Annotated in this window: 20 protein-coding genes and 1 other RNA gene; 13 read left to right on the top strand and 8 right to left on the bottom strand. The window is 62.4% G+C overall.

What is annotated here, in order from left to right:
- The first annotated feature begins 332 nt into the window (after window positions 1-332).
- Window positions 333-4,382 carry an AsmA family protein gene (locus VHO05_RS03090; protein WP_329645147.1) on the top strand — a complete coding sequence of 1,350 codons (4,050 nt, stop codon included), beginning with the start codon at window positions 333-335 and terminating at the stop codon, window positions 4,380-4,382.
- Window positions 4,383-4,394: 12 nt separating this feature from the next.
- On the opposite strand, the gene VHO05_RS03085 is transcribed toward VHO05_RS03090, so the two are convergent.
- From VHO05_RS03085 to fumC, 3 genes are read right to left on the bottom strand one after another with little or no spacing between them, the layout of a single operon-like run.
- Entirely contained in the window at window positions 4,395-4,655 is a 261-nt protein-coding gene (locus VHO05_RS03085) for a ribbon-helix-helix domain-containing protein (RefSeq protein ID WP_329645146.1), read from the bottom strand.
- Entirely contained in the window at window positions 4,652-4,852 is a 201-nt protein-coding gene (locus VHO05_RS03080; RefSeq protein WP_329645145.1) for a DUF4169 family protein, read from the bottom strand. Before VHO05_RS03080 ends, VHO05_RS03085 begins: the two co-directional genes overlap by 4 nt.
- Window positions 4,853-4,869: 17 nt before the next feature.
- Entirely contained in the window at window positions 4,870-6,285 is a 1,416-nt protein-coding gene (fumC, locus tag VHO05_RS03075) for a class II fumarate hydratase (protein WP_329645144.1), read from the bottom strand.
- Between the two features lie 260 nt (window positions 6,286-6,545).
- Between fumC and VHO05_RS03070 the strand changes: the two genes are divergently transcribed.
- Window positions 6,546-8,153, top strand: coding sequence for an EAL domain-containing protein (locus VHO05_RS03070; RefSeq protein WP_329645143.1), 1,608 nt, complete (start codon window positions 6,546-6,548; stop codon window positions 8,151-8,153).
- Between the two features lie 85 nt (window positions 8,154-8,238).
- On the opposite strand, the gene VHO05_RS03065 is transcribed toward VHO05_RS03070, so the two are convergent.
- Window positions 8,239-8,544: a hypothetical protein gene (locus VHO05_RS03065; RefSeq protein WP_329645142.1), complete on the bottom strand. Its 306-nt coding sequence runs from the start codon at window positions 8,542-8,544 to the stop codon at window positions 8,239-8,241.
- 259 nt (window positions 8,545-8,803) lie between these two features.
- Between VHO05_RS03065 and VHO05_RS03060 the strand changes: the two genes are divergently transcribed.
- Window positions 8,804-9,154: a hypothetical protein gene (locus VHO05_RS03060; RefSeq protein ID WP_329645141.1), complete on the top strand. Its 351-nt coding sequence runs from the start codon at window positions 8,804-8,806 to the stop codon at window positions 9,152-9,154.
- Window positions 9,155-9,165: 11 nt separating this feature from the next.
- On the opposite strand, the gene VHO05_RS03055 is transcribed toward VHO05_RS03060, so the two are convergent.
- Complete coding sequence (locus tag VHO05_RS03055) at window positions 9,166-9,861, bottom strand: SspB family protein (RefSeq protein ID WP_329645140.1); 696 nt, start codon at window positions 9,859-9,861, stop codon at window positions 9,166-9,168.
- A gap of 47 nt (window positions 9,862-9,908) precedes the next feature.
- Window positions 9,909-10,291, bottom strand: a transfer-messenger RNA (tmRNA) gene (gene ssrA / locus VHO05_RS03050).
- Window positions 10,292-10,369: 78 nt separating this feature from the next.
- On the opposite strand from ssrA, the gene VHO05_RS03045 reads away from it, so the two are divergent.
- The 10 genes from VHO05_RS03045 (at window position 10,370) to VHO05_RS03000 (ending at window position 20,473) form a co-directional block, all read left to right on the top strand.
- A complete protein-coding gene (locus VHO05_RS03045; protein WP_329645139.1) occupies window positions 10,370-11,140 on the top strand; it encodes a CPBP family intramembrane glutamic endopeptidase in 771 nt (256 codons plus the stop codon).
- A gap of 49 nt (window positions 11,141-11,189) precedes the next feature.
- Window positions 11,190-11,984, top strand: coding sequence for a thymidylate synthase (locus VHO05_RS03040; RefSeq protein WP_329645138.1), 795 nt, complete (start codon window positions 11,190-11,192; stop codon window positions 11,982-11,984).
- A 126-nt stretch (window positions 11,985-12,110) separates the two neighbouring features.
- Complete coding sequence (locus VHO05_RS03035) at window positions 12,111-12,614, top strand: dihydrofolate reductase (protein WP_329645137.1); 504 nt, start codon at window positions 12,111-12,113, stop codon at window positions 12,612-12,614.
- Between the two features lie 211 nt (window positions 12,615-12,825).
- On the top strand, window positions 12,826-13,953 hold the full coding sequence (hflK, locus tag VHO05_RS03030; protein ID WP_329645136.1) for an FtsH protease activity modulator HflK: 1,128 nt from the start codon (window positions 12,826-12,828) through the stop codon (window positions 13,951-13,953).
- 1 nt (window position 13,954) lies between these two features.
- Complete coding sequence (hflC, locus tag VHO05_RS03025; protein WP_329645135.1) at window positions 13,955-14,848, top strand: protease modulator HflC; 894 nt, start codon at window positions 13,955-13,957, stop codon at window positions 14,846-14,848.
- The gene (locus tag VHO05_RS03020; RefSeq protein WP_329645134.1) at window positions 14,845-15,030 is read left to right on the top strand and encodes a DUF2065 domain-containing protein; all 186 of its coding nucleotides are present in this window, start codon (window positions 14,845-14,847) and stop codon (window positions 15,028-15,030) included. Before hflC ends, VHO05_RS03020 begins: the two co-directional genes overlap by 4 nt.
- Before the next feature lie 174 nt (window positions 15,031-15,204).
- A complete protein-coding gene (locus tag VHO05_RS03015) occupies window positions 15,205-16,692 on the top strand; it encodes a Do family serine endopeptidase (RefSeq protein ID WP_329645133.1) in 1,488 nt (495 codons plus the stop codon).
- A 104-nt stretch (window positions 16,693-16,796) separates the two neighbouring features.
- The gene (locus tag VHO05_RS03010; protein ID WP_329645132.1) at window positions 16,797-17,507 is read left to right on the top strand and encodes a phosphatidylserine decarboxylase; all 711 of its coding nucleotides are present in this window, start codon (window positions 16,797-16,799) and stop codon (window positions 17,505-17,507) included.
- Window positions 17,508-17,548: 41 nt separating this feature from the next.
- Complete coding sequence (gene pssA / locus VHO05_RS03005; RefSeq protein WP_329645131.1) at window positions 17,549-18,532, top strand: CDP-diacylglycerol--serine O-phosphatidyltransferase; 984 nt, start codon at window positions 17,549-17,551, stop codon at window positions 18,530-18,532.
- 147 nt (window positions 18,533-18,679) lie between these two features.
- Window positions 18,680-20,473, top strand: a complete 1,794-nt coding sequence (locus VHO05_RS03000; protein WP_329645130.1) for a hypothetical protein — start codon at window positions 18,680-18,682, stop codon at window positions 20,471-20,473.
- Here VHO05_RS03000 and VHO05_RS02995 read toward each other — a convergent pair.
- Window positions 20,470-22,581, bottom strand: coding sequence for an ATP-binding protein (locus tag VHO05_RS02995; protein WP_329645129.1), 2,112 nt, complete (start codon window positions 22,579-22,581; stop codon window positions 20,470-20,472). The two genes, VHO05_RS03000 and VHO05_RS02995, sit on opposite strands and share 4 nt — an antisense overlap.
- 8 nt (window positions 22,582-22,589) lie before the next feature.
- Entirely contained in the window at window positions 22,590-23,441 is an 852-nt protein-coding gene (locus tag VHO05_RS02990; protein WP_329645128.1) for a HAMP domain-containing sensor histidine kinase, read from the bottom strand.
- Window positions 23,442-23,576: the final 135 nt, after the last annotated feature.

The following is a 23,576-nucleotide window of genomic DNA, read 5'->3' as shown; positions in this document are numbered from 1 at the left end:
TATGCAGCATCAATCGGGCCCGAAAAACGGCCCGTACGACAAAAATATAAGGTGCGTCGTGGGTTCCGCGAGCGGGACAGATGATCCTCCCCAGGAAAATGCCCTAATTGGGGGTCACACTTGTCATCACTGTTGGGGTATGGTGGGGCACGCGTCGGCCGTCGCGCCTTGCGACGGCATTGTTTCCAATCGGCTTCCCTCGGCCCCGGCTATCGGTGGCGCGTTTGCGATGGGTTGGCCGCGCGGCGCGTTCCCTATGCGGAAAAATGCTTGGGCTTTCGGGCCTTTGCGTGCGCCGCAGGTGCGATTGGATTTTGAGCAGATAGACGCGGATGAACAACGCCCTCCTTTATCTCGGCGGCATTCTGATCTCGGTCCTGGCGGTTCTGTTTGCTGTCCCCCGATTCGTCGATTGGAATAGCTATCGCGGCATCTTCGAAGAGGAAGCCACTCGCGTCCTGGGACGTGAGGTTCGCGTCGGCGGGAGCGTGAACGTGCGTCTGCTGCCGGCCCCCTATGTCAGCTTCGAGCGGCTTCGAATCGCCGATGTGGGCGACGAGGGAGGGAACTCGATCATCCGCGTCGAGAGCTTCACGATGTGGCTGTCGGTCCCTCCGCTGCTTCGCGGCGTGCTCGAAGCCCATCGCGTCGAAGTCCGCCGGCCGATCGTGAACCTGGCGATCAATGCCCAGGGCGGCGGCAACTGGCGGACGCTGGCCCTGACGCCCGGCACGCTTTCGTTCGCACCCAAGGACGTCGCGCTACAGTCCGTGCAAATCCACGACGGCGCAATCATCGTCAGCGGACCATCTCGGGGGGAGCTCGCGCGGTTCGACACCATCAACGGCGAGCTGACGGCCGAGGCCCTCGAAGGGCCCTACAAATTCAAGGGGCAAGTCAATTGGGGCGACACGACGCGCAACGTCCGGCTGGCGACAGCCAAAGTCGACCCCAACGGTGATCTTCGCTTCAAGGCAGCCATCGATGTCCTCGACAGCACAAACTCCTATGTCCTCGACGGCCGCCTCAAGAACATCCGGGAAACCCCAACGCTTGAAGGCGATTTGACGGCCAAGCTCGCGCTTGGAGCTCACCCACCGCTCAGCCCGTCAACCGCAGACCCGGTTTTGGACGTCCCCCCGCAGGCTCATCCTGACGCGCAGGGTGCTCCGGGCGCCCCCTCAGCCCATGTCGCCTCTCCGCCGGCGCCTGTTGTACCCGCGGTTCCAGCGCAAACCGGTCACAAAGCCTTCGAGCTCAAAGCCAAGGTGCTCGGCACGACGCAGAGCGTCGCGCTTCAGGATATTGCCGTCTCTCTGGAGGCGGGCACGACACCGCAGCTCATTACCGGCGAAGGCAAGGCGGATTGGTCCGACAAGATGCGCCTCGACGTGACGCTTGCGTCGCGCTGGCTCGACCTCGATCAGCTGACCGACACATCGTCCGCCAAGACACCGCTCGAAGCTGGCCGCAGCTACTTCGAGGTGCTCGCGGCGGCGCTGCCTGCAGAGGCTGATACGAATGCGCGACTCGAATTCGATCAACTGACGCTCGGCGGGGAGCCGATCAGCAACGTTCGGCTTGCCGCTTCGCGCACGGGCGGGCCACTCGAACTCAAAGGTGTGCGCGCAGATTTGCCCGGCGGGGTTCGTCTGGAACTCGACGGTGTTCTGACGCCGTCGTCCAAGACGACGAAGGTTCCGCGTCTCGATGGCACCCTGTTCGTTTCCGGCAAGAGCCTCATGCGCTTTTTGGCCTGGGGGCTCAACAATGCAAACGTGGGACGGGAGCGCAACGACGGTCCGTTTACGCTCGACGGCCGTTTCGGCCTCGGCGACGGAACACTCGCGCTGACCGATGCCTCGTTCGCGTTCGCGGGCACGCCTCTCAATGGCGACCTCAAGCTCGATCTCGGGGAACGCAAGAAACTCGTCATGGCCATCGAAGGCCCGCGGGTCGACGTGGCTCATATCGGTTCGGGCCTTGTTGGCCTCAATGTGCTCCGCGGCCTGTTCGGTAAGGACGCCGTTGCGACGGACGCAGCGTCTCCCGCTTCATCCTCCCAATTCTTCGATCCCGCCAATGCCGACCTGTCGCTGGCCTTCAAGGTGGCGGAGTTGGTCGACGGCGACCGCGTCCTGACAAACGTCGACACCGAGATTCGGCTCGATCGCGGTACGCTCACCATCCCTCGCCTTCGCTTCTCGACGCGCGAAGGTCTTCAGGTCGATGCGGACGGTGAGGCCAAGAATGTTCCCGCACAGCCGGAGGGCTCCATCCGGGGGTTGATCTCGGCCCCCAATGCGGAGGCGGCACGCGCGTTCGTGTCATTGCTCGACCTCGATGACACCCCGGCTGCCGATCTTGACCGCCTTGCTCGTCTGGCGCCGCTTCGTTTGGCCGGAACACTGCAGCTCAAAGGCGGCCCGAGCAACGCCACCGAGCTCACACTTGACGGCTCGCTCGGAGGGGGACGGATGTCCGCCGCGCTACGTCTGGACAGGGGGCAGGGGCAATGGCGGTCCGCCCCGCTCGACATCCAGGCTACGCTCGACAACCCCGATGTGGCCGGTCTCATGGCGACGCTGTTCGATGCGAAACTGAATACCGCGGCCGGCGACGCGCCGAAGGCGGGGCGTGTTGTCGTGAAAGCAGCTGGCGTCCCTGCCGATGGACTTCTGTCGCTGGCGGACGTGACGTCCGACGGCCTTTCTCTGAGCTATCGCGGCAAGGTTCGCCTCCCGGCACCTAGCGATATCGGGCTCGACGGAGACCTGCAGATTGCCGCGCCGGATGCACGCGTTGCGCTTGCTCTGGCGGGGCTCTCGACAGGGGACGGCGCGGCGGGCGTTCCTGTCAACGGCACGATCCAAGTGCGCCGCGACGCGGGGAGCCTGCGGCTCGGGTCGCAATCCATCACGCTCGGAGAGAGCACGCTTTCAGGAGACTTGTCTGTGGCTGCTCGGGATAGCGGCGGCAAGACGATCCAGGCGACGCTCACGACCAACAAGGCTTCGTTCGCGACACTCCTCTCACCCATTCTCAGCGCGACCGACGCCTCAGCTCAGATCCTCGGTACGTCTCCTGCCGCGCAGGCGCCTCAGGCACGACAGGTTCGTCAGCCGGACGCGCCGAATGCAGCTGTGCCGGAGACGATCCTTTGGCCGGAGCAGTCCTTCGATCTTTCTGTTCTCGACCGCCTCGATGGCAAGATCGATCTCAGCATCGGAGCCCTTGTCGTCGAACCGGGTCTGACAATGCGCAATGCGCGCCTTGTGACCGAGCTGTCGCCGGGAGGCATCAAGGTCGCGTCGCTCGAAGGCGATGCGGTGGGGGGGCGGATGACCTCTCAGCTCAACATCGCGAAGGCTCCGGCCGGCATCGACCTCACCGGCGCGCTCAGGATCGATATTTCGAGCAAGCCGCAGCCTGCCGGTGGCCAAGTTTCGCCACCGCCTGGCGATGCGGTAGCCTTCAACGTGAGTTTCTCCAGCCGCGCTCTGAGTCCCGCCGCGGCGATGGCGGCCGTAACGGGCAAGGGTGAATTGACCATCGGCGATGCGACCCTCAACGGCAATTCTCCTGCAGCCGTCGCGGGAGTCGTGCGTGAGGCTCTGACTGGGCAAGGCCCGAGCAGCGGCAACGGTTTGACGGAGGCCATCAGGACCTCGCTCAGGCAAGGCGAGGTCAAGCTCGGCAAACTTGCAGTTCCCGTCGATATCAGCGATGGCGCGCTCAAACTCGAGAAGGTGCGGATCGAGATGGCGGACGGACGCTCGACCTTCGCAACGGCTGTCGAGCTTGCCACCATGAAGGTCGATAGCGAATGGCAGATCGAGCCCAAGCTCGAAAAAGGCGTTCCCGCAAATCCGGCGCGCGCCTTCCTGCCACCCGTAACCGTTGTTTACACGGGCAAGCTCAGCGAATTCTCGACGCTCGTGCCCACAGTCTCGGCTGGCGCGCTCGAACGCGAACTCGTCGTGCGCAAAATGGAGCTCGACGTGGGCGAGTTGGAACGCCTGCGCAAGCTCGATCAGGAGCGCGCACGTCAGGACGCAGAACGGCGCAAGGCGCTCGAAGAGGATCAAGCGGCAACGCCGCCACCGGTGCCAGTTCCGGTCCCTGCCCCCGCGGCCGCCCCCCAAAATAATCCTTCACCGCCAGCTGCGGCGCCTCAGGCCTTCGAACCAGGCGCCTGGGATACGTTCGACGGGGAGAGCAACCAGGCCAACGGTGCTCACCCCAGCGGCAATCAGGAAGCTGGGGCGTCTCAGACCCAGCCTCCCACCGTTGCGCCTTCACCTGCAGCCGAACGCCCGCGCCCGCAGCGCCGCAAGCGGCCGGCTGAGGAGGAGTGGCGGCCGTTCCAGACGCCCTACTGAGCACGGGAATTTTCAGTCGCGATTGCCGCCGTCGTAGCTCTCGATAGCGCCGGCTTGGCGGACATAGTCCAAGATCCAGACGCGGACGGCACTCGACAGGCCGGCCTCGCCACGGCGTTCGTCGATACGGGCGATGAGGGCCGCGAGAGAGATGCGCTCGCGCGCCGCGGACTGCTTGAGCGCCTCCCAAAATGGCTGTTCCAGCGAGATCGACGTGCGGTGCCCGCGGATCGAGAACGAGCGCTTGACCGGACGGACCGCACCCCCGCTCATGAGTTGTCGCCGTCCTCGCCGGTGTCGCGCTTGTGCGCCTCAAGGCGACGCCCGGCGAGTTCGTTGTTTGCGTCGAGCTGCTCCCGCTCCGCCTTGGTGCGGCCGAACTTGATGCGGTTCTCCTCAGCCCGCTTTTCCTTCTCAATCCGATCGCGCGCCTTGCGGGCCTTGCGCAGATTGACGATCTCGGCGGCCATCGGCGTCTCCGTTCGGTCTATTCCGGCCCGATCATCTTCTCCGGCCTGACAATCTCGTCAAACTCCTTGTCAGTGACGTAGCCGCCGCCCACAGCTTCCTCGCGCAACGTCGTGCCCTTCTTGTGGGCGGTCTTGGCGATCTTGGCCGCGTTGTCGTAGCCGATCTTCGGCGCAAGCGCTGTGACCAGCATCAGAGACCGGTCGAGGCCAGCCTTGATGTTGTCCTCGCGCGGCTCGATGCCGACGACGCAATTATCGGTGAAGGACATCGCGGCGTCCGACATCAGGCGCACGGACTGCAGGAAGTTGTAGGCCATGACGGGGTTGAAGACGTTCAGCTCGAAGTGGCCCTGGCTGCCAGCAAAGGTCAGCGCTGCGTTGTTGCCGAAGATCTGAACGCAGACCTGGGTCATCGCTTCGCATTGGGTCGGGTTGACCTTGCCCGGCATGATGGACGAGCCCGGCTCGTTCTCCGGCAGGGCCAGCTCACCAAGGCCGGAGCGCGGCCCCGATCCCAAGAACCGAATGTCGTTCGCGATCTTGAAGAGCGACGCGGCGACGGTGTTGATGGCTCCGTGCGAGAAGACCATGGCATCGTGAGCGGCCAGCGCTTCGAACTTGTTCGGCGCGGACGTAAAAGGTAGCTGCGTGATGGCGGCGATGCGCTGCGCGACCATCTCCGCAAAGCCCTTCGGCGCGTTGAGACCGGTGCCGACGGCTGTGCCACCCTGCGCAAGCTGCATCAGAGCGGGAAGCGTCTGCTCGATGCGCTTAATGCCGTTCTCGACCTGCTGGGTGTAGCCGGAGAACTCCTGGCCCAGCGTCAGCGGCGTGGCATCCTGAGTGTGTGTGCGGCCGATCTTGATGATGTGCTTCCACGCGTGCGCCTTGTCGTTCAGCGCATTGCGCAGGTACTGCAGCGCGGGCAGAAGGCGGTGGTGGATTTCCTCCGCGCAGGCGATGTGCATGGCGGTCGGATAGGTGTCGTTCGACGACTGCGCCATGTTGACGTGGTCGTTCGGATGCACGGGTTTCTTGGAGCCGACAACGCCGCCGAGCATCTCGATGGCGCGGTTCGAGATCACCTCGTTCGCGTTCATGTTCGACTGCGTGCCGGACCCCGTCTGCCAGACGACGAGCGGGAAGTGATCGTCAAGCTTGCCCTCGATCACTTCCTGGGCCGCCTTGACGATGGTTTCGCCGATCTCGGGATCGAGCTTTCCCAGCGCCATGTTCGTCTCGGCAGCCGCCCGCTTCACGATGCCGAGAGCGCGTATGACGGGCGCGGGTTGCTTTTCCCAGCCGATCTTGAAGTTGCCGAGGCTACGCTGAGCCTGGGCCCCCCAATAGGTGTGGGCCGGCACGTGGATCTCGCCGAACGTGTCGGACTCGACGCGGTGAGCGGGCTTGGCGGAAGGCTTCTTGTCGGTCATGGCGCTGATCCGTACCTGGAATGCATGGGATTGGCCGTCGCCATAGCACGGGCGGTTCGAGGGTCCAAGATCACGCTGCCGCGCAGGTTCCAAAGCACCGGACTGCCGATTCGACCTGCTATCCGCGCTTGGAACGGCCGCACTGAACCGAACGGCGGGTTCATGGTCTGCTGGCGGACGTTCTTCGAATATTTACAGCACTGTGGTTCCATCCCTGACCCGCCAGTGTCGCGAGACATTTGGCCGTTCGAGTATGAGTCATGGCGTCAAGATTCTTTAATCCCTTTGTATCGGATCGCCATGATCGGCTGGTCGGATTTGTCATTTGGCTGCTGATTGCCGCGATTTTTCTCGCGGCTGGCGCCTGGTTCTGGCGCAATCAGATCGAAGAGACTCTGGCGCGCGATGCGCGTGCCGAGCTTGCGCAGTTCGATAAGTTGCATGCCAACGTCACCACCGCCTTCGACGAGCTGCAGCGGACGGCTACGTCCACACCATGCTCGAACGAATTCATCCGGGAACTGCGCCGCGTCGCCTTCAAGCCCGATGGTTTGAATGAATTCATGTACGCGCCCCAAGGCATCGTGACGTGCTCGACCAGCATGGCATCTCGCGTTGCCGTGCCGCTCGGGCCACCGGACATCGATCGCCCGGGCAAAGGCGACATCGATCTTTGGGTCAACAAGCGCCTCGATATGATCGGGCTTTCCGGCGTTGTCGGAAGCGTCGTGCTCCAGGAGCCCTTCGCCCTCGTGATCCCGCCACAGGCGTCTTGGTCCGATGCCTCCTCCTGGCTGCGCAAAGAGTTCGTCGTCGCAACGGGAGGCCGCGTATGGCACCTGAGCGGTGAGAGCGGGACTTTCGCAGCTGCTTCGGCACAGCGGACCGAGGGCGAGTCAATGTGGGCCATCCACGGCACCGCATGCAGCGACGCCCATCCCTTCTGCGTGGCCCTCGAAACCAACCTCGCGCAGATCGCTTTCGACTGGCGCGCGGAACTTATTCTCGCGGTGGGCGTCGTGGGCTTCTATGCGTACTGGCCGGCTTCTGTCGCGCATCGATCGCTCAAAAAATATTGGTCGCTGGAATCGCGGTTCCGCCGCAACCTCGACGCGGCCTCGATCGTTTGCGCCTATCAGCCGATCCTGGATCTCCGGACGGGAGCCATCTCGAGCTGCGAAGTTCTGGCGCGCTGGCGCGACGTTGACGGCTCCATCGTGCCGCCTGACAAGTTCATCGATCTTGTCGCCTCCGCCGGGCAGACGCTCGAGTTCACGAAGATGGTCGCAGATCGTGCCTACGCCGAACTCTCGGCTAATCTTCCTCAAGGCACCAAACTACAAGTCAACTTCAATATCTTCCCGCGCGATCTCGACTGCGAAAAGCTTCGGCACGTATTCAGCGCGTTCGAAGCGGATCGAGATCGCTTCCCGTTGGCGCTCGAAATCGTTGAAAACGACGAGGTGCTCGACAACGTTCACGGCGAGATCGAAGCGCTGGCACGGCATGGTATTCGCACCTACATCGACGATTTCGGCAACGGGTATTCGAGCATTCACCGCGTGGCCTCGCTTGCGATCCACGGCGTCAAGCTCGACCGTTCGTTCGCCATGGCCCCGAACGAAAGCCTGATGGCACGTATGCTCGTTCATGCCTTGGACATGATCGGCTCGTCAGGCCGAGAAATCGTGGTCGAGGGCGTCGAAACCCAAGACAGGCTCGACCTTCTCCTTGAGTCCGAACGCGTGGCGTATGCCCAGGGCTATCTCATTTCCAAGCCGCTCCCCATCGGGCGTCTCGTTGAGTTCTTGGCCAACCACGATGCCAAGGCCGTTCTTGCGCGCGCTTCGCGCGCCGCTGCAGCCTGACAGGCCTCTGCGCGGAGGAATACATGCTCAAGGGCCGCGCATTGCGCGGCCCTTTTCATGATCCCAACCTACACCGTCGGCTCACCTATGAGCGGTACGCGCGTGCTACGAGCGCGGCGTGGCGGCGTTCGGCGTTGCGAAGCTGCATGCGTTCAACGAACGTGACCTTGCCGTCCGCCCACACGCGCCGCTTCAGAGCCGCAAGATTGGCTGCACTGCGCGCGATGGCTGCGCGCTCGAACCCGTTCACGCCGCGATGTTTCGCGACGTTGGTGTAGCCGGGCTTGCCGTAGCCATGGGTATAGGCCTTGGCCGGAGCCGCAACGGACACACCGGCGGTCATCATGAGAGCAGCGGCAGTCAGAAAGGCGGTCTTTAGCTTCGTCGTCATTTGGATCATCTCCACTTTGTTGCGGCCCTTAATCACGCTGCGAGCAGCTCTGTGGGCCTTACATGAGGAGAACGATGCCTCGCTCGCACTTCCGTTGCTGAAAACGTAAAAAAATTCAGTCACTTAGCGTTCATGTAGCTGAACAATCATTCATCCGGAACGCCGTCTTTTTTGGAACCCTTACGAGCGCGCGCCGCTTCTATGAGCAAGCCTGCTCCGGAAGAGAACGGGCCAAATAACGGAGTACGAGATGATGAGCATGTTGAAGACGTACACGTCGGTGGCCGCGTCGGCTGCGATCCTGATCGGTGCTGGCGCCGCGGTTGATACAGCCGCAGCCACTCCCCTTTCCCAAGCGGGCGTCAGAACCGCAGACGCAAGCGGAACCGTGCAGGACGTGAGATATCGCCGATGGGGCGGCGTCGGCATCTACATCGGGCCGAGCTACGGCTATTATCCGCGCTATGGCGATGGCGGATACTATAGCGACTATGGCTACTATCCGCGTTACCGCTCTAGCTATTACGGCGACCGGTACGATCGCGGCTACCCCAAATATAGCCGCCGCTGGACAAAGGAGCGCTTCGAGCACCCGCTTGGGCGGCGATAGACATCGTCCAATTACTTTTTGCGGAATTTATCGAGGCTGACGATTTCGGCTCCACCCGGCTTGATCGGCGCTTCCGCGTCGTTCGAGCTGGGGGCGGCTTCATCCGAATTTGAGCGCTTGCTGCCGGATTTCGCGGCCAGAGGCGTCGGCGCCGAGGCGTCCTCAGCCGCGGGCTCGATGGATGGAGCCGCGCCGCTCTCGCCTGAAGCTGACGCTTTGTCGTTCGCGTCATCCAGCGTTTGAGTTTTGCGCGTGCGGGCAGCTTTACGTGTGCGCGTCGCGCCAGCACGGGCTGTCATACTCTCGAACGTGCCACCATCGGATTGCGTGCGCCCTTCCGGACCCGCGTTTGGATCCTCAAACTGCAGTCCGAACCGAACGGATGGATCGAAGAAAACCTTGATGGCATCGAATGGCACGACCAAACGCTCCGGAATGCCATCGAAGGTGAGCTTGACCTCGAAGCGATCCTCGGTCACCGCGAGATCCCAGAACCGATGCTGGAGCACGATCGTCATCTCACGCGGATACTTCTCCTTGAGACGCTTCGAAAGCGTCACACCTGGAGCCTCGGTATCAAAGGAGATGTAGAAATGGTGATCGCCGGCCAAGCCTGACTTAGCCGTGCTGGCGAGAACCTTGCGTACGACTCCGCGCATCGCCTCTTGCGCAAGTCCCTCATAGTCGATCGTCGACTCAACCGTCATGCCGTGCCGCTTCGTCTCGCGCCTCAATTCCCCCAGCGACGCAGATGAGTGGGAGGCTTCTGTTGCCCGGTGCCCCCCAGACCGCGCCTTGCTCGGCTAGGAGCGAGGACTTTAGTATTTAGGCATTTCGCGCTGCATTACGCAGCGAGAGCAGCCTCAGCATAGTTGTCATTGGCAACTATTCTGAATGACCCGATGACGGCGGTATCATGCCGAGCAAAAGCTAAATCCTTTACACCCTCGTCGATCCTAGTTCGCCCCCATCACCAACTCACTGAACCCTGTGACAGGTCCGCAATCAATGAACTGATGGTGGAGGCGCCGGGTACTGCCCCCGGGTCCGAACGGCTTATTACGATCGCGTTTATCGCCATAGCCGGACGAATCCGGCGCGCTAAATATATGCTGGAAGGAATTGAAATAAAAGTGCCTCACGGGAACCCGTCCTGCGGCGAAGGATCAGACCGGCCCGCCTTGCTTCCAGCCCTCATCTTCAAGGAAATTGTCCATGTCTGACGCCACGAGCGCGAATGCGAGCTCCGACGCCTATCGCGCGGAAACACCCTGGGGACCAACTGCCGCACTTGCCGTTGCCCTGCTGGCCAGTCTGGCGCCGGTGCTGGTCGGGATTGCCGGCCTGATGGCCGAAACGTCGGGTCTCATCAGTCCGGAAGGCCAAACCCAGCTCGACGGCGCCCCGTCGCTGGCCTCGCCGTTCATGCTTGCCCAAATGATCCTCGGGCAACTTCTTTCGTTGTCGATCATCTGGCTGGCCGCGGGTTGGAGGGGGGCCAGGGTGCAGACCCTTCGCCTCGCATCTCCGCAAACTGGCTGGGTCGAAGCTGCAGGGCTTGGTGTCCTGCTGATCGTTGCAATCGGGCCGATCGAGCTTCTGCTCTATCGGATTGCCGGCCTCGACCTTTTCACCGATGGCCGCTGGCTCCTCGAGGGATTGCGGTCACCAATCTGGCTCGGAATTGTGGTGGCGGCTGTCATCCTGGCTCCGCTTTGGGAGGAGATCACGTTCCGAGGCTTTCTGCTGTCCGCATTGGCGAAAAGTTCACTCGGATTCTGGCCGGCCGCCGTTCTTTCATCCAGCTTGTGGACACTTTTGCATTGGGGTTACTCGTGGCCAGGCCTTTCGAGCGTATTTCTCGCGGGCATTGGCCTTTCCTGGATAATGCAACGAACAGGCTCCATGCGTGCCGTTGTGGTGGCTCATGGCGTCGTTAATGCCTTTTCGCTGACAGTCACCTATCTGTTCGCTCCTCAGCCCTAGCGACGATGCAGCGTTTGGCTCGCGAAAAAGAATCGCTATCCTCCCGACCATGCAGCAGTACCTCCACCTTCTCCGTCGCGTGCGCGACGAGGGCGTTCACAAGACCGACCGCACCGGAACCGGGACCCTCTCGGTTTTCGGCCACCAGATGCGGTTCGATCTCGCCGATGGTTTTCCGCTGGTCACGACCAAGAAGCTGCACCTCAAATCGATCATCCATGAGCTAATCTGGTTTCTCGCGGGCGACACCAACGTCGGGTATCTCCAGGCCAACGGCGTGCGCATCTGGGACGAGTGGGCCCGCGCCGACGGCAGTCTAGGCCCCGTCTACGGAAAGCAGTGGCGGAGCTGGTCGGCTCCGGACGGACGCGTCATCGATCAGATCTCCGATGCGGTCAACACGCTGAAAACCAATCCAGACAGCCGGCGCATCATCGTTTCCGCCTGGAACCCCGCGGACATTCCCGACATGGCGCTGGCACCTTGCCATTGCCTGTTCCAGTTCTACGTGGCCGAAGGGCGGCTCTCGTGCCAACTCTATCAACGCTCAGCCGACGTCTTTCTCGGCGTCCCGTTCAACATCGCGAGCTATGCCCTGCTCACCCTGATGATGGCTCAAGTCACGGGGCTCAAGCCGGGCGAGTTCGTACACACGTTTGGCGATGCTCATCTCTACGTCAATCATTTGGAGCAGGCAGACTTGCAACTTACGCGCGCACCGCGCGTGCTGCCACAAATGACCATCAATCCGGACGTCCATTCGATCTTCGCGTTCCGCTACGAGGACTTCATGCTCGAAGGCTACGACCCCCATCCCCACATCGCAGCACCTGTGGCCGTTTGAAAACAGTTCGGCGTTTAGCGCAAAATTTGCGATCGAGATGGGAATATTCCTTCGCTTGCAAATTTTCGCTCTGGAACGGAATAAACGCAAACTCACCCCTACAGACCCGACAAGACTTCTGAAGACATGCAAATTTCACTCATCGTTGCGGTTGCCGAAAACGGCGTCATTGGCGCAAATGGCAAGCTGCCCTGGAAGCTTTCGTCGGACCTCAAGACGTTCCGCCGTATCACGATGGGCAAGCCCGTCATCATGGGCCGCAAGACGTTCCAGTCGCTCAAGGGGCCACTCGACGGACGCGATAACATCGTGCTGACGCGAGACCCCCACTTCGAAGCCCCCAGCGTGAGCACGGTCGACTCATTCGCCGACGCGTTGACGCTCGCCCGCACCCTCGCTGCGACGCGCGGGGCCGACGAGATCATGGTCATCGGGGGGGCCGATGTGTTCCGTGCTGCGCTTCCGCACGCGACCCGACTCTACTGGACGGTTGTGCATGCCCGACCAGAGGGCGACGTCCACTTCCCGTATCTGGACCTTTCAAGCTGGACCGCCGTGGAAAGTGCCGAATTGCCCGCGAGCGAAAAAGATAACGTGACGGCAACCTTCAAGGTGCTCGATCGTAAATAAATTCCCCTAAGGGTGCGAAAAACACCCCTAACCGTCTTGACCGGCTCTCTCCGCGAACCACATTCCACCCGGCGGGTTTGCGTCTCCCCTGGTCCTCCCCTATAAGCGAAGCGCAATTGCCTTCTGGGACTTACGCGATCCCGGGCTCCCGCTTGGGCCCCTCCTGACGCGGTTCCCGTCCATCATTCACAATCGAAGGGCTGAGATCACTATGCCTTGGAGCAATCAGAGCGGCGGCGGCGGAAACGGCGGCGGCTGGAAAGGTGGCGGAGGCGGCGGCGGGCCGTGGGGGCAAGGGCCGGGTTCCCAGCCTCCCGATCTCGAGGAGATGCTCAAGCGCAGCCAGGACCGCATGAAGCAGGTCATGCACGGCGGTGGCATTCCGGGCCCTCTCGCGTTTCTCGCCGCTCTCGTCGCAGCTGCCGTGGTTGCCTGGTACGCCTTCTTCTTCCGCGTCGATCCCGACGAACTGGGCGTCGTCATGCGCTTCGGCGAGTTTGTCCGCCAGGAACCACCGGGCCTGCACTTCCGGTATCCGTATCCGATCGAAGAGGTCATCCGCCCCAAGGTCACGACCCAGAATATCATCGAGATCGGCATGCGCTCGGCGAACTTCGAGCGCGGCTTCGGCGGCGGCGGCGTGCAGGACGTCAAAGAAGAGAGCCTGATGCTGACCGGTGACGAGAACACCGTCGACATCGACTTCGTGGTCTATTGGCGCATCAAGGACGCGGCCCAGTATCTGTTCAACATTCAAAACCCCAACAACACCGTGAAGGAAGTGGCCGAGAGCGCCATGCGCGAAGTCGTGGGCCAGTCCGAAATTCAGCCGCTCCTCACGCAAGCACGGCAGAAGACCGAAGCGGCGGTCTTGAAGCTGATGCAAGACACGCTCAACGGCTATGGCGCAGGCATCCAGATCGATCAGGTGACGCTGCAGAAGGTCGACCCGCCGAGCGAGGTGATCGACGCCTTCCGCGACGTCCAGGCGGCACGCGCCGACAAGGAGCGCCTGCAGAACGAAGCGTTCGCCTATGCCAACAAGGTGGTTCCGGAAGCGCGCGGCGAAGCCGAACGCATCCTACAGGGCGCCGAAGGCTTCAAACAGCAGACCGTTGCCGAGGCGCAAGGCCAGACGGTCCGCTTCCTCAAGGTCTACGACGAGTACAAGAAGGCACCCGAGGTCACGCGCAAACGCATCTTCCTCGAGACCATGGAACGCGTCTTCGGCGGCACCGACAAGGTCATCATCGACAGCAAGAGCGGCCAGGGCGTCGTGCCCTATCTTCCGCTGGATCAGCTCCAGCAGCGCCGCCAGCCCAGCGAGGGAGGCAACTAATATGCGTGCATTTCTCGCATTCGTAATCATCCTGCTCGGCGCTGCTGCCGCAGCTGTCTATGCGTCAGCCTATATCGTGCATCAGAACGAGCAGGCGCTCGTACTCGAGTTCGGCAAGCCAAAGCGCGTCGTGCAACAGCCCGGCCTGCATTGGAAACTGCCGTTGGTCGAGACAGTGGATATCTTCGACAAGCGTATTCTCGATATCGATACGTCGACACAGGAAGTCACCGCATCCGATCAGAAGCGTCTGCTCGTGGACGCCTTCGCGCGCTACAAGATCGTCGATCCGTTGAAGTTCTATCAGACGTTGCGCCTCGAAAGTAACGTACGCTCGCGCCTTGGACCGATCGTGGAATCGGCTCTGCGCCGCGCGCTCGGCGGAGCGACCTTCCAGGACCTGGTTCGCGACAAGCGTGAGGCGCTGATGAAGCAGATCGCCGCCAACGTGAACGAGGAAGGCAAGGACTTCGGTCTCGAAGTGGTGGACGTGCGCATCAAGCGGGCCGACCTGCCGGACCAGAACCTGAAGAGCGTGTTCGACCGCATGCGGGCAGAGCGTCTGCGTGAAGCGGCCGAGTTCCGCGCCCAGGGCACGGGCGAGGCCAACCGCATCAAGGCGACCGCCGATCGCGAGGTCACGGTCATCAAGGCGGAGGCGACCCGCAAGGGCGAAGAGCTGCGCGGCGCCGGCGAAGCCGAGCGCAACAAGATCTTCGCCGATGCGTTTGGGCGTGATCCGGACTTCTTTGCCTTCTACCGTTCGATGCAAGCCTACGAGCAGGGTCTCAAGCCCGGCGATACGCGGTTGGTGATCTCGCCGGATTCCGACTTCTTCAAGTATTTCTCGAACCCACAAGGGACGGAGCCCGCTCCTACGCCGCCTAAACCATGAGCGATCTCGCCGTCGCCCTAGGACTGGTGCTCGTCATCGAGGGATTGCTCTGGGCGCTTTCCCCTGATCTCGGACGCCGTCTTCTGGCGGCGGCGGCGGCTACCCCGGAACAGAGTTTGAGACGTTCCGGCTGGATTGCGGTCGCGGTCGGCGCCCTCATCATCTGGTTGGTTCGGGGATAGAGGAGGCGGCCGGAGCCTCCTCACCTTGGGCCCAAAATTTCCTGGCCCCAGCCGCGTTGACAGCCCCCGGGCGATCTCACACTTTGGCAGGTAGGCCCCTAGGGATTATTGCTCCTAGGATGGCGGCTGGCAGACCGAACCGGCGGTAACCGGCGGGTGAGCAAGGAGATCCTGATGATCACGACCAACGGACCACGCGCGGCGGTTTTTTCCGGCCGGCTCTCGGTCCCTCTCCTGCTTGCGCTCGTTGCGGGGATGCTGGCCGCTGGGCCGGCTGCTGCACAGCAGCGTGGTCCCCAGTCCGTCGCTCCCATAGCGGAAAAGCTAATCGACGCGGTCGTCAACATTTCGACCAGCCAGGTCGCCAAAGGACCGGAAGGCGTTCCGCTTCCGAAGGTTCCGAAAGGTTCTCCCTTCGAGGATTTCTTCGAGGACTTCTTCAATAAAAAAGGTGGCCGCGCTCCGCAGGCCGAACGCAAGGTTTCCTCTCTCGGCTCCGGCTTCGTGATCGATGGAAAAGAGGGCCTGGTCGTCACAAACAATCATGTCATCGAGGGTGCGGACGAGATCGTCGTCAATTTTCATGATGGTTCGAAGCTCAAGGTCGACAAGGTGCTCGGCCGCGACACCAAAACCGATCTGGCACTCCTGAAAGTGACGCCTAAGAAGCCGCTGGTCTCTGTCGGGTTCGGCTCTTCCTCCGATCTCAGGGTCGGCGATTGGGTGATGGCAATCGGCAACCCATTCGGCCTGGGCGGCTCCGTCACCGTCGGCATCATCTCGGCCAAACAGCGGGACATCAACGCTGGCCCCTACGATGATTTCCTGCAGACCGATGCGGCTATCAACAAGGGCAATTCCGGCGGACCGCTGTTCAACATGGACGGACAGGTCGTCGGCGTAAACACAGCCATCATCTCCCCGACCGGCGGTTCGATCGGCATCGGCTTCGCCGTGCCCGCAGACACGGTTACTCAGGTCGTTTCGCAGCTCAAGGAGTTTGGCGCCGTCAAGCGTGGCTGGCTCGGCGTCAAGATCCAGTCGATCAGCGAAGACATTGCCGAGAGCCTCGGCGTTCCGGAGAACACCGGCGCGCTAGTAGCGGGCGTGACCCCGGATTCGCCAGCCGCGAAGGCGGGCATCGAGGCTGGCGACGTCATCATGAAATTCGACGGCAAGGACGTCACAACGATGCGCGGCCTGCCGAAGCTCGTCGCGCAGGCGCCGATCGGCAAAACGGTCGACGTGGAGGTGTTGCGTCAGGGCCAAAAGAAGACACTGCCCGTGGCGGTCGGTATGCTCAACGACGAAGAGAGCGCACCCGAACCCGCAGCCGCGGAGAAAAAGGAAGAAGCACCTCAGCCTTCGACGTCGATCCTGGGCCTCACAGTCATTCCCTTGACCGATGACTTGCGGAGCCGTTTCGGCTTCGACGCCAAGGTCAATGGCATCATCGTCACCGAGATCGATCCTTCGAGCCAAGCCGCTTCGAAGAACATCCGTCCAGGAGACGTTATTACAGAGGCTCAGCAGGAGCCGGTGGCCGCGCCGAAGGATCTCGAGGCCGCAATAGAAAAGGTCCAAAAGTCCGGCGGCAAGAGCGTCTTGCTTCTGGTCGAGGATGCGAAGGGGGACACGCGGTTCGTCGCCATTCCGTTCTAAAAACGGAATACCCACAACGAACGGACACCCAATTCGGCGCCTTGTGTTAAGTTCGTGCGCGGACGAGTACCGCGCACTCCGTTATTTTCGTTCAGGAGGACACCTTGTCCGATCATTCCTTGCTCGACACCATCACCGACACCCTCGCGCCGGTGCACCGGGACGGGCACAAGTTCATTGCCATCGGGCTCGGCGTAACGCTGATCCTTTTCCTGATCTGGCCGGTCCTCGGCTGGATTGCGGCACTCATCACCGCGTGGGTGATCTATTTCTTCCGCGATCCGGACCGCGTTACGCCGCTGCGCGAAGGGCTCATTATCGCACCGGCTGACGGCAAGGTGTCGCTCATCGAGAAGGTGCGTCCCCCGGCAGAGCTCGGCCTCGGCGACGAGGAGCGCACCCGAATTTCGATCTTCCTCTCCGTCTTCGACGTTCATATCCAGCGCGCGCCGATGGCCGGCCGGATCATCCGCTCTCTCTACATGCCCGGCGCGTTTCTCAATGCCGCGCTCGACAAGGCATCCGAAGAGAACGAGCGCCGTACTATCGTGATCGAAACCGCGAACGGAACCAAGATTGCCGTCGTACAAATCGCAGGCCTCGTCGCCCGCCGCATCCTGACGCTGGCTGCGGAAGGAGACACGCTCGGCGTTGGCGAACGGTTCGGCCTGATCCGGTTCGGCTCGCGCGTCGATACATACCTGCCGCCCGGCGCCTTCCCGGCCGTCGCGATCGGTCAGCGCGCGATCGGGGGCGAGACAATTCTTTCGGACCTGAGATCGACCGAGCCGGAACGCGAAGCCCGGCGTCACTGAGAAGCAGACTGGTCACTGAGCACGCGCTGAGGAGGGCTCTCATGGACCCGATCGTACCGCAACTCGAGAAGGAAACGCGCCGTCGCCGCCGGCGGCGCATGTTCAGCCATTCACGCATTCCGGTGCGCATGATGGTGCCGAACTTCTTTACTCTGCTAGGACTTTGCGCGGGTCTCACCTCGATCCGCATGTCAATCGAAGGCCGCTACGACTTCGCGCTCGCGGCGATCGTGTTCGCAGCCCTGCTGGACGGTCTCGACGGGCGTATCGCGCGGCTTCTCAAGGCCTCCTCACGCTTCGGCGCAGAGCTCGACAGTCTTGCCGATTTCGTGAACTTCGGCGTGGCGCCCGCCATCCTGATCTTCACGTGGGGTCTCGGCGACCACAAGAGCCTCGGCTGGATTGCCGTCATGCTATTCGCGTTGGCTTCCGCGCTGAGGCTCGCGCGGTTCAACACGCTGATCGACGATGAGCGGCCGAAGTGGCAATCGGACTTCTTCATGGGAGTTCCGACGCCGGCTGCGGCGATCCTCGTGCTGCTGCCGGTGTATCTCGCCCATCTCGGGCTCGATCTCCGGTCGTCCCCGATCCTGCTCAACATCGTGCTGGCCTATACGATGCTGATCGGGCTCATGATGGTTTCGATTGTCCCGACCTATTCGGGAAAGCTGCTCGGCGAGCGGATCGGCCGCGAGTGGGTGCTGCCGATCTTCATTCTCTCGATGCTGGCCGTTGCGTGTCTGCTGACCTACCCGCACGCGACGCTGGCGATTGCTTCGATCGCCTATCTCGCCGCCCTGCCCTACACCTGGAAGCGGTTCCGCAAGCTCGAGCAGCTCCATGCTCCCGCCATGGCCGGCGCGCCTAGCGCATCTGCTCCGGCGGCACCTGATCCATCCCCTGCGAACGAGCCCTCAGCTCAACCGAGCGAAGCCGCCAAGCCCGAAGATGTGCCGCAGCGCACGTCTCAAGAACCACCATCGGCGCGAATTGTCGAAATTCGGCCGGGCGAACAAAAGCGCTAGCCGACGAGCCGCGACCGGCGTTGCTCGGATGCATCGCCCGTGTGTCCGCGTGCGGACGTTCGCGGAACCGCAGGAGGACATGCGGAGCGATTTCCCCTAATGTTCCCTTCAGGGAGCATTGTCTCGTTTCGCCGGGGGTGTCGCGTCATGGCCGAAGCTGCTTCGAAGCCGTCCAAAGTCTGGCGGCGGCGTCTCGATTACATTTTCGGACGCAACACGCTTATCGGCGTCGCCTCCCTGATGCTGCTCTTCCTGTCCGGGTACGCCACTTGGCACGGAATGCGAGATTTCATCATCGGCGTTTCGGCCGCACCCACGGGCTCCGATCCCGGGCCGATGTCGATCCCGAACGACATTCTCGTCATCGGCGTCGTGGTCGCACTCACATTCCTGATGTGGCTCGCTTTGCGCGAGACATTCGGCGCGGGACGTGACTTCAGCGACCGCATCATCATGTTCGTGCTCTACGTCTTCCTCGCCATCTGGTCGATCGGTTTCGGCTACGGCTTCTGGTGGAGCCTCATCTCCGGCCAGGAAGCGACACGGACCGGCCTTTCGGGTCTCCAGGAGGATGCACGCGACGCGAGCGCGGTGGTCGCCGCGCGTCTCGATGCCGTGCGGTCTCAACTCGACAATGTCGTCTCGTGGTCCGAAAGCCAGATGGCCCGCGAGGAGACGAGCGGCGGCAGCTGCGGCACGGCCTCCGGTGCCGGGCGCGGGCCGCTCTATAACGCACGGCGCGGCGTACGCGATTCCGTCGCGACGCTACGCGACGGAATGGTGAAAAGCTGGCTCGAGCCGGTGCAGGCCGAAGTCGAGCAGCTGCGGCAGAGCGCGCAATCACTAGCCGGCGCAAGCGTCGAGGAACGCCAGCGCAATTTCGAGACGATGGCCTCGCAGATCCGAGGCTCGGCACGCAACATCGCTGCGCGGTCGAACGAACTCGGCAAGTCGACGGCCGCCGAGATGCGGGCGCTGTCGGAGACCGTTTCGGTAGCTCCCGGACAGCCCGGCTTCTCCTGCTACGACCCGACCCTCGCCCAGCGCCTGACGCAGGCGGCCGAGCAGGCCGACCAACCCGCCGAGGTGAAGCTGCGCGACGCGGCCTTCAGCGAAGGACCGGCCGGTGTCGCGAATGCGGTCAAGAACCTCTGGAAGAATATTGGCGCCTACTCCTACAGCCTCGGGCATTTCGTCGTGACGGGAGGCTCGGAGCCGGCAACGCACACGGAAGCGGGCGATCCGATTACGGGGCGTGACCTCATCGCGCTCCTGGCTTCGGTCGGCATCGACTTCGGCCTGCTGGTGCTGGCGATCCTCAATCCGCCTGCGCGGCGCCCGGAGATGGCGGGCGACAAGAGACGCGAGATCCAAACCGCCATAGCAACGGCCATCGCCAGGGCTCCCGACGCCGATATCGAGTGGGTCCGGCGGCATTTCATCTATCACCGCTCTCACTCCTATCTCGTCATTCCCAATCTCTACAGTTGCGACTCCGAGAAGGAGGGCGCGAAGGCGCTGGCCATGAACCAGCTTGCCGGCGTGCTTGACGATCTCAGTCTCGTGGAGTGGCCCAAGAAGGCGTGGATGGGGATCGGCAAGAGCGAGCTGCAGAAGCTCAAGGCCGAAGAAGGCCAGGCGAGCGACACCGATCTCACCGCTATTCGAAAGGCCTGGCTCGACAAGGAGGGGCACACGGACGGGCCCGACGCGGCAAAGCGCGACGAGGACGTGCGCAACTCAGCCGCGCTCAGAAATCACGGGCTCTTCTCCAAGGCGGAGAAGGCACTGACCATCGCCGGATGGAGCGAGCCCGCGCGGCGGGACGTGGAAGTCTATCGCCTCGTCGACACCGAAGGATTGACGCCGATCCTCGACGTGCTCAACGATTGGAGCGACGGTCCCAGCAAGCCCGCGGAGGCGAGCAAAGAAAGCGCTTAGAGCCCATTGGAGCTCAGCGTTGTGCTGACGGCTTCAAAAGGCGCTCGCGCAGAGCCAGACGGGGATTGCCCGAGGCCGGCGTCGCATCGCCGGAGCTTTGGGGGGCGGACGGCGGCGCGGCCTCGCCACCACGCACGAGGCCCGGCGGCGGTTGCGGCCGCCCCTGGTATCCGGCCGCGCGGAATGTCCGCCGACGCAAGCGGCCGGCGCAGGATCGAAGGCTCGCTGCGGGACACATGCATGGGCGGCATGGCATTGCGCTGCGCGTCGGCATGGAGGGGGCGGGCATCTGACGTCGGGTCTGGCTGAGCCCCGTCGCCAGCGGTGCGATCCAGAAACGCGGCATCAAACCCGACCGACGTTTCTGCATGCCGTGGCACGCTAGCCGATGCGGGAAGGCTGATCGTCTCGGCGAACATTTGGGCCTGTGTCGCGGTATCGAGCTGCCCGGTGACGCCAGCGGCGCGCCAGCGTTCAACGACCGCTTCGAGGAAACTCTCGTCACCGAGCGACTCCTGCCACTTCTCGGAGAACCGAGCAGTCGTCGAGCGCGGCAACGCGTGTGCGGGCATCTCGTCGAACTTGATGCGCACTGGAATGGGAACGCCATCGCCAAAGGCAATCGCTTCGCGCGCGCCGAGCGCTGGCAGGAACTCGATAAGACCCGTGCCGGTATCGGTGACGGCCGAGGCGACGATCGCCTGGTCGCGATCGTTCGACATGCGCAGCGCGAACACAGTATTACACTGCGATAGAATGGTAGGATCGATTTCAGCCGGCCGCTGCGTCACGATGCAGAGTGAAGCGCCATACTTGCGGCCTTCCTTGGCGATTTTTGCAATCGCCCGCTTGCACGGCTCGAAACCCATCTCTGGGTTCAGTGGCACATAGCGATGGGCCTCTTCACACACCACCGTAACAGGGATCTTTCCTTCGCCCCACAAAGCGAAATCGAACGCCATGCGGCAGAGCACCGACACGACGACATTGACGACTTCGGGCGGAAGCCCCGTAAGCTCCAGAATCGTGATCGGCTTGCCGTTCACAGGGACACGGAAGATGCGTGAGAGCACCTGTGTCATGCCGTCATAAACGGTGACCGAGCCGAACATGAAGGCGTATCGGCCGTCCTGTGAGAAGGTCTCGATACGGGTCTTGAGCTGTCGATAGGGCGCGAGATCCCTGCGGTTCTCAAGCTTGCCCATCCGCTCATCAATGAGATTGGTGAGGTCCGAAATGCGGTAGGGAACCGGCGTGTCGACCGTAAAGCGCGAGCCGTCGAGCCCGGATTTGCGAATTTTCTGCGAGTCCTGTGCGCGGCCGGCGCTGTAGCGTGCCTTGGCGAGCGGGATAATATCCTGCAGGATTTCGATCTCCGCCTTGCGCTCCGCGTCGCCGACGAGCACTTCAACGGCTTCCTCGAAGTTCAGGAGCCACAGCGGAAGCTGCAGCGTGCGAGGCGAAATCACTTCGGCGCGCTCGCCGAAGGCTGTCGCATATTCGTTGTGCGGATCGAGAAGAACGATATGAGCGTTCGGATTGCGCTCCAGGATCGCCCGCAGGATGAGGGCGGTCGAGCAGGACTTGCCAGTTCCGGTCGTCCCCAAAATCGCGAAATGCTTGCCCAGCAGTTCGTCGACCCGGATCATGGCGGGGATGGAGCTGTCCTGGCGGATCGATCCGATACGGACCGTATCCTGATCGCAGGCCGTGTATGTGAGCTGCAGCTCGTATTTCGTGGCGAACCGCACGCGATCTCCGAGCGTCGGATAGGTCGTGGTGCCACGATGGAATGTGAGCGGCTTGCCGTCATCGTTCTTGGTCAGCTCGCCAACGAGGCCGAGCTCGGCAATGCGTATTTCCTGCTCCGTACCATGGGCTGGCACTGGCACGCTCAAGGCTGAGACGATGGCGAGAACTGTCGCCTGTCCTGTGTCGATCGCCAGAAGCGTGCCCATCTCGGGGCGATCCGCTCTGCTTTTTGGATCGTTCTCGTGCGAGACATCGAGCAACAGGATCGCCTTCGAACCCGTCACCGAAGCAATTCGGCCGATGGATCTTGGCAGCACGTGGTGCTGGGGCTCTTTTATGGTCGGGCCAGTTTGCATGGCTATGCTCAATCCACATCCAGACGCCGGCCAGTGCCGAACATCGCATCACGGGCACCGACCGCAGACACCTGATGAGCCGGCGGCAGGGTGATCGTCACATCAGTGCCCTTGTTCTTCGCGCTCGTGATCATCAGCTCGCCGCCGTGCAGATCGACGAGGGACTTGGCGATCGTCAGTCCGAGGCCTGCTCCCTCGCGCCAGCGCGTGCGAACGGCATCGACCTGACCGAATGGCTCGAGCGCAACGCGGATTTCATCGGGCGTCATGCCGATGCCCGTATCGCGCACCGAAATCATCACGCCGCCGTCGCCCTGCTCCAGGACCTCAACGCTGACGCTTCCACCCTCTCCTGTGAACTTCACGGCATTGGAGATGAGGTTGGTGAATATCTGCGCGAGCTTCGTGTCATCGCCGCGAACGAGCGGGACGGAAAACGCCGTGCGAAGCGTCAGGTCGACACCGGCTTGAAGCGCCGTTGGCTTTGCGGCCTCGACACAGTCGCGGATAACGGCGGCGATATCCACCTCGAAGGCGTCGAGCGCATACGTCCCGCTCTGCATTTTCGAGATGTCGAGAATATCATTGATGACCGCCAGGAGATGGTCGGCGGAGTCCTTGATGAGGCTGGCGTACTGGACGATGTCCTCATCGGACAGCCGGCGCTCGCCGTGCTCCTTCAGAAGCTTGGAGAAGCCGAGAACCGTGTTCAGCGGCGTGCGCAGCTCGTGGCTCATGTTGGCGATGAATTCGGATTTTACCCGGTTGGCCAGCTCGGCTTCCAGCCGGGCCTGGCGTTCGGCCATGCGGGTACGCTGGCGCAGAACGGCATCACCGATCCGCGCGGAGTACTCCTGCATCAGAGTATTCGATTTACTCTTACTCAATCCGCCAGAAAGCATGTGGACGCAACGCCGAGACTTTTACTCCGATCTCCCACCGTAGTATCGATTGGATAAGACGTGGTTAAACTGCATCAGTTGCCCGATAGAGAC

The organism is Hyphomicrobium sp. (genome assembly GCF_036262015.1).
GTDB lineage: Bacteria > Pseudomonadota > Alphaproteobacteria > Rhizobiales > Hyphomicrobiaceae > Hyphomicrobium_C.
This window is presented reverse-complemented; position numbering and strand designations above follow the sequence as displayed.